We start from the raw sequence: 6576 nt of genomic DNA, 5'->3' as shown, positions 1-6576 counted from the left end.
CGCCCGCCGGGCCCGGTCCGCCTCGCGCGAGCTGACCCTGCTCACCGCGGACCGCAAGAACGCACTGCTGCAGGCCGCCGCCGACGCCCTCGTGGTGGCGGAGTCGACGATCCTCGAGGCCAACGCCCGGGACCTCGCCGAGCAGTCCGAGGCCGGGATGGGCGAGGCCATGCTCGACCGGCTGCGGCTCACCGCCGAGCGGATCGAGGGCATCGCCGACGGCCTGCGCCAGGTGGCCGGTCTGGCGGACCCTGTCGGCACCGTCACGCGTGGCTCGACGCGCCCCAACGGATTGCAGTTGCGACAGGTCCGGGTCCCGCTCGGTGTGGTCGGGATGATCTACGAGGGGCGCCCCAATGTCACCGTCGACGCGTTCGGGCTCGCCTTCAAGTCGGGCAACGCAGCACTGCTGCGGGGGTCGCGCTCGGCCCGCAACTCCAACGAGGCGCTGGTCGAGGTGCTGCGAGGGGTCCTCACCGAGCACGGACTGCCCGTGGACGCGGCGCAGCTGATGCCGTCCGAGGACCGGTCGTCGGTCACGCACCTCATTCAGGCGCGCGGCCTGGTCGACGTCGTCATCCCCCGCGGTGGCGCGGGGTTGATCCAGACCGTGGTGGAGAACGCCAAGGTGCCGGCCATCGAGACCGGCACCGGCAACTGCCACCTCTACATCCACGGAGACGCGGACCTCGACGAGGCCATCAGCCTGCTGCTCAACGGGAAGACCCGCCGCTGCAGCGTCTGCAACGCCACCGAGACGGTGCTGCTTGACTCCGCACTCGGCGACGCGGCCGTGGACCGCGTCGTGGGGGCGTTGAAATCGGCCGGCGTCACCGTCCACGGCGACCGTGAGGGCCTCGTCCCCGCCGACGACGTCGACTGGGGCGAGGAGTACCTCAGCATGGACATCGCGCTCAAGGTGGTCGACGGGGTGGACGAGGCGATCGAGCACATCGACCGCTGGTCCTCCGGACACACCGAGGCCATCTCCACCCGCAGCATCGACGTGGCCGACCGGTTCTGCGCCCGCGTCGACGCGGCGGCGGTGATGGTCAACGCCTCCACCGCCTGGACGGACGGGGAGATGTTCGGCTTCGGCGCCGAGATCGGTATCTCCACCCAGAAACTCCACGCCCGCGGCCCCATGGGGCTCGAGGAACTGACCAGCACGAAGTGGATCGCCCACGGCAAGGGGCACGTGCGGCCGTAGAGGCACTCGCGCCCGGGCCACCCGCCGGCCCGCCACCGACGACCCCGAACCGACAAGGACCCACCCGATGGACCGAGCCCGCACCGCCCAGCGACCCGCATTCGAGAGCATCGACCACGTCATCGAGGCCCTCGGTGGACAGGGGTACCTGGCCGACCGATCGACCGCGACGGTGGTCTACCTCGCCGACCGGCTGGGCAAGCCGCTGCTCATCGAGGGCCCGGCCGGTGTCGGCAAGACGGAGCTGTCGAAGGCCGTCGCCGCCGCCACGGAGGCCGAACTCATCCGCCTGCAGTGCTACGAGGGCGTGGACGAGGCCCGTGCGCTCTACGAGTGGAACCACGCCAAGCAGATCCTGCGGATCCAGGCCGGGCAGGGCGAGGGGTGGGACTCCACGCGCGACGACGTGTTCGCCGAGGAGTTCCTGCTGTCCCGCCCGTTGCTTACCGCCATCCGGCGCAGCGAGCCCACCGTCCTGCTCGTCGACGAGGTGGACAAGGCCGACATCGAGATCGAGGGGCTTCTGCTGGAGGTCCTCAGCGACTTCGCGGTGACCATCCCCGAACTCGGGACCATAGAGGCCACCCGACGCCCGTTCGTGGTGCTCACCTCCAACGCGGCCCGCGAGCTGTCCGAGGCGCTCAAGCGACGTTGCCTCTACCTGCACCTCGACTTCCCGACGCCCGAGCTGGAGCGCAAGATCCTCGCCTCCCGGGTGCCGGAACTCGACGACCGGTTGGCCGAGCAGCTCGTACGCGTGGTGGGCGTCCTGCGCGCGATGGCGCTGAAGAAGGTGCCGAGCGTGTCGGAGACGATCGACTGGGGTCGCACCCTCGTGGCGCTGGGCCTGGACACCATCGACGACGAGGTCGTCCTGCAGACGCTCGGCGTGGTGCTCAAGCACCAGTCCGACCAGCTGCGCGCGGCCGCCGAGCTCCGGCTCAACTAGGGCCGTGGGGGACAGGGAGGTGGGTCGAATGACCGAGAGGGCCCCGGGTGGGATGTCCGGCCACCTCGTCGATTTCGTCGACGCACTGCGCCGCAAGGGCATCCCCGTCGGTCCGAGCGAGGCCGTGGACGCCGCCGCGGCGATGGTGCACGTCGACCTGCTCGACCGCGCCGCGCTGCGCGAGGCGCTGGCCTCGACGATCCTGCACAAGTCCACGCACCGTGGGGTGTTCGACCAGCTCTTCGACCTGTGGTTCCCGGCCGCCGTGGGGTCCCACACCGCGGGCGACGCGGTGACGCTCGAGGTGGAGATCCCGACCGACGACGACGGCAAGGTGGATCCGGACGCCCTGAACGAACTCATCGCATCGCTCCTGCTCGAGGACACCGAGGAGTCGCGGGCCAAGGCCCGGGCGTTGGCGGAACTCCTTGTCGAGCAGCTGGGCTCGTACGACTCGGTGAACGGGCCGCGCTACTCCGCCTACCAGGCACTGAGCCCGCTCGACACCAACTCGATCATGCAGCGGATCCTGGACGGGCTGCTCGGCGCCGACCCCTTCGACCCGGACGGTTCCCAGCGGCACGCCGAGAAGACCGCGGCCGCCAATGCGTCCGCCGACCTGGTCCGCGGCTTCCTGCGGGAGGTCGCCGACGAGACCCGCCGCCGCACCGCCGAGACCGTGGGCCGCGACCGCGTCGCACAGTACGCGGTGGGGCCCGCGGCCGAACAGGTCGACTTCCTGCGGGCCAACGACCAGGACCTGCAGGCACTGCGCCGCAGGGTGGGTCCGCTGGCCAGGCAGCTGGGCAGCCGGCTGGCGGCCCGCCGGCGTCGTCACCGGCACGGTGCGATCGACATGCGCAAGACCATGCGCCGGTCCATGTCCACCGGCGGCGTGCCCGTGGAACTGGTGCTGCGCAAGCCCCGCCCGGCCCGTCCGGAGCTGGTCGTGTTGTGCGACGTGTCCGGCTCGGTGGCCGGGTTCAGCCACTTCACCCTCCAGCTGGTGCACTCGCTCCGGGAGCAGTTCTCCCGGGTACGGGTGTTCGCGTTCGTCGACACCACCGACGAGGTGACCTCGTTCTTCGAGACCGGGTCGGACCTCGGATCCGCGATGAGCCGGATGGTCCGCGAGGCCGAGATCGTCACCTATGACGGTCACTCTGACTACGGCCACGCGCTGGCGGGCTTCGCGGACCGGTACGCCCACACCCTGACCAGGACGGGGTCGCTGCTCATCCTGGGAGACGGCCGCAACAATTACCGGGATCCGTCCGTCGAGGCACTCGAGTTCGTCAGCGAGCGGGTGGGACACACCCACTGGCTCAACCCGGAGCCCAAGCGGCAGTGGGGGACCGGCGATTCGGCGGCCAGGCTGTACTCCCAGTACGTGCCCATGCACGAGTGCCGCAACGTCGAACAGCTCACGACGGTCGTCGCGAGCCTGCTTCCCGTGTGAGCGATCGCGGCGGCGGGGCGCGGCAGACGACTGGGCGTCACCCCCGACCGATAGACTCACCGACCATGACCACGACGGGGACCTCCGACGGCGCTCGACGCCGTATCGGAGTGATGGGCGGGACCTTCGACCCCATCCATCACGGTCACCTCGTCGCGGCCAGCGAGGTCGCCCACCGGTTCGGTCTCGACGACGTGGTGTTCGTCCCCACCGGCGAGCCGTGGCAGAAACGGGGCCGGGCGGTGTCACCGGCCGAGGACCGCTATCTGATGACGGTCATCGCCACGGCCTCCAACCCGCGCTTCTCGGTCAGCCGCGTCGATATCGACCGGGACGGACCGACCTACACGCTCGACACGCTCAAGGACCTGCTGCGCCAACACCCGGACACCGATCTGTACTTCATCACGGGCGCCGACGCGCTGGAGAAGATCCTCACATGGCGCGGGTGGGAGGAGATGTTCGACTTCGCCACGTTCGTCGGGGTCTCCCGGCCCGGGTTCGAACTGTCCGACACGCACCTCGCCGAGATCAGGGACGGGCGTGTCTACCTGCTCGAGATCCCCGCGCTGGCCATCTCGTCCACGGAGTGCCGCCGCCGGGCGGCCGAGGACGCGCCCGTGTGGTATCTCGTGCCGGACGGTGTCGTGCAGTACATCGCGAAACGCAATCTCTACCGACCCGAGGGCTCGACCCGCCTGGACGGCACCCTCGCAGCGACGGCCCCGGTACACCGGGTGCCCGTCCCCACCGATCCCCACCCCGAGGAGAATTCCCAGTGACCGCAAGCCCCGAGGCCCTTGAGATGGCCGCCATCGCGGCCCGCGCCGCCGACGACAAACTGGCGACCGACATCGTCGTCATCGACGTCTCCGGCCAGCTCATCATCACCGACTGTTTCGTCCTGGCGTCCGCCGACACGGAGCGGCAGGTCAACTCCGTCGTCGACGAGATCGAGGACAAGCTGCGCGAGGCCGGCCACAAGCCGCTGCGTCGAGAGGGCACCCGTGAGGGGCGGTGGGCACTGCTCGACTACAATGAGCTGGTCGTGCACATCCAGCACGTCGACGAGCGTGACTACTACTCGCTCGACCGCCTGTGGAAGGACTGCCCGGTCGTCGAGATCGAGGGCGTCGAGACGTCGCGACGGTCCGCTGACGACGCCGGCAACGCCGACGACTCGCTCGCGCCGGAGGAGCCACAGCGGGATCAGGAGCTCTGAACCACCCGGTGACCCGACGTCTCATCCTCCTGCGTCACGGCCAGACGCACTACAACGCCTCGTTGCGGATGCAGGGACAGCTGGACACCGAGCTCAGTGAGCTGGGTGTGCGGCAGGCCCACGCCGTCGGCCGTGTGCTGGCGCCGCGGCGCCCGTGGACGATCCTGTCCTCGGACCTGCAGCGGGCGCACGAGACGGCGAAGGCGTTGGCCACCGAGGTGGGATTGGACGTCCGCACCGACCCGCGGCTGCGGGAGACGCACCTGGGCACGTGGCAGGGCATGAGCCACTCGGAGGTCGACGGGCAGTGGCCCGACGCCCGGGTCCGGTGGCGCAGCAGCCCGCGGTGGTCCCCGCCGGAGGGCGAGAGCCGTCTGGACGTGGCGCGGCGGACCCGAGAGGTCGTCGACGAGCTGGTCGAGTCGTCGCCGGATTGGAGCGAGCACCCCGCCGTGATCGTCGCCCACGGCGGCGCGATCGCGGCCCTGACCGCGTCGCTGCTCGAGCTGCCGGTGGAGCAGTACTCGGTGTTCAACGGACTGGGCAACACGTGCTGGGTGCAGCTGTCGGCGCACGTCCGCCCCGAGGGCACGGCCGCGCAGCCTCCCGAGTCCGAGGTCGGCCCCACCACCGAGGCCGCCCGAGGTGTTCTGTGGCGCCTGGACCAGTGGAACGCCGGCATCACGCCTCCGGTGGGCTCGTCATGACGATCCGCCTGGTCACCGACTCGAGTGCCGACCTGCCGGCCGAGTGGGTCCGCGGGTTCGGCATCACGGTGGTGGGTCTGCACGTCGTGGAGGAGAACGACCGCGCGGTGTCCACGGCCGCGGTCACGCCCGACGAACTGGCGGAGATCTACGGAGAACTGCTCGCGGATCCCGACTGCACCGGCGTGGTGTCGGTGCACCTGTCCCGCGAGCTCTCGCGAACGTGGCAGTCGGCGGCCGATGCCGCGACCAGGTTCGGGGGCCGGGTCCTGGTCTCGGACTCCCGCGGAGCGGGCATGGCGTTCGGGGCCGCCGTCGCGCAGTGCGCGTGGGCGGCGGGGAACGGGCTCGGCCTGTCCGCGACCTACGAACTCGCCGAGCGGCTCTGCCGGGGCGCCTCGACGTACGCCGCACTGGAGTCACTCGAGAACCTGCGCAGAGGCGGCCGGATCAGTGCGCTCGCCGCGCTCTTCGGTAGTGCCCTGGCCATGCGCCCGGTGATCGTGTTGCGCAATGGATCGGTGGACCTGGCGGCCAAGGCCCGCACCACCACCAAGGCGCATGCGCGGCTGCGGTCCCTGCTGCGCGACGACGTGGCGCGCGGTGACGTGCTGGTGGTGGTCCACCACCAGCAGGCGCGCGAGCGGGCCGAGGAGATGGCCACCGAGATCCGCAAGGAGACCCAGTTTCCGGAGCGGGTCATGATCGTCGAATTCGACGAGGTCCTCGCCTGGCACCTGGGGCCGGGAACAGTGGGCGTCTCGGTGACGGACCTGGTCGACACCGAATTCCCCATCCTTCCCCCCTCTCCACAGCCGGCGGACTGACGGCCGCGATCGGGGCCACCGCGGAGGATGTGCCGGGCTAGCCTCGCGCCATGCGAACCGAGACCCCGGCACGATCCGGCGGCCCCGTCGACTCCCACCGGGACCCTGCGCGGGCGGCCGCCCTGCACCGACTCGCCAGCGCTCTCTCGCCGCCGGTTCCCGACCGGCCGACCTCGGTGCCGTGGGCCGACCTCGACCCCGC

General features: G+C 70.8%; 7 protein-coding genes. All 7 read left to right on the top strand.

What is annotated here, in order from left to right; all coding sequences use genetic code 11:
• A partial coding sequence (locus G6024_RS02580; RefSeq protein ID WP_159147884.1) for a glutamate-5-semialdehyde dehydrogenase occupies window positions 1-1210 on the top strand: 1210 nt, incomplete at its 5' end.
• 67 nt (window positions 1211-1277) lie between these two features.
• Window positions 1278-2159, top strand: a complete 882-nt coding sequence (locus G6024_RS02575; RefSeq protein ID WP_067719692.1) for an AAA family ATPase — start codon at window positions 1278-1280, stop codon at window positions 2157-2159.
• A 28-nt stretch (window positions 2160-2187) separates the two neighbouring features.
• Window positions 2188-3618: a vWA domain-containing protein gene (locus G6024_RS02570; protein ID WP_159147882.1), complete on the top strand. Its 1431-nt coding sequence runs from the start codon at window positions 2188-2190 to the stop codon at window positions 3616-3618.
• 65 nt (window positions 3619-3683) lie between these two features.
• Window positions 3684-4400 (top strand): nicotinate-nucleotide adenylyltransferase, encoded by a 717-nt coding sequence (gene nadD, locus G6024_RS02565; protein WP_159147881.1) that lies wholly within the window; start codon window positions 3684-3686, stop codon window positions 4398-4400.
• A complete protein-coding gene (gene rsfS / locus G6024_RS02560) occupies window positions 4397-4840 on the top strand; it encodes a ribosome silencing factor (protein ID WP_096905765.1) in 444 nt (147 codons plus the stop codon). The genes nadD and rsfS overlap by 4 nt, the downstream gene beginning before the upstream one ends.
• 8 nt (window positions 4841-4848) lie before the next feature.
• Window positions 4849-5547 (top strand): histidine phosphatase family protein, encoded by a 699-nt coding sequence (locus G6024_RS02555; protein WP_096905764.1) that lies wholly within the window; start codon window positions 4849-4851, stop codon window positions 5545-5547.
• Complete coding sequence (locus G6024_RS02550; protein WP_069389018.1) at window positions 5544-6374, top strand: DegV family protein; 831 nt, start codon at window positions 5544-5546, stop codon at window positions 6372-6374. Before G6024_RS02555 ends, G6024_RS02550 begins: the two co-directional genes overlap by 4 nt.
• The last annotated feature ends 202 nt before the right edge of the window (window positions 6375-6576 follow it).

Origin of the sequence: Dietzia maris (assembly GCF_014144855.1) — a bacterium.
Taxonomy (GTDB): domain Bacteria; phylum Actinomycetota; class Actinomycetes; order Mycobacteriales; family Mycobacteriaceae; genus Dietzia; species Dietzia kunjamensis.
This window is presented reverse-complemented; position numbering and strand designations above follow the sequence as displayed.

Bases quoted from the DNA above. Each gene is read 5' to 3' on its own strand.
- G6024_RS02575 (WP_067719692.1), top strand. From the start codon at position 1,278: ATGGACCGAGCCCGCACCGCCCAGCGACCCGCATTCGAGAGCATCGAC.
- G6024_RS02570 (WP_159147882.1), top strand. From the start codon at position 2,188: ATGACCGAGAGGGCCCCGGGTGGGATGTCCGGCCACCTCGTCGATTTC.
- nadD (WP_159147881.1), top strand. From the start codon at position 3,684: ATGACCACGACGGGGACCTCCGACGGCGCTCGACGCCGTATCGGAGTG.
- G6024_RS02550 (WP_069389018.1), top strand. From the start codon at position 5,544: ATGACGATCCGCCTGGTCACCGACTCGAGTGCCGACCTGCCGGCCGAG.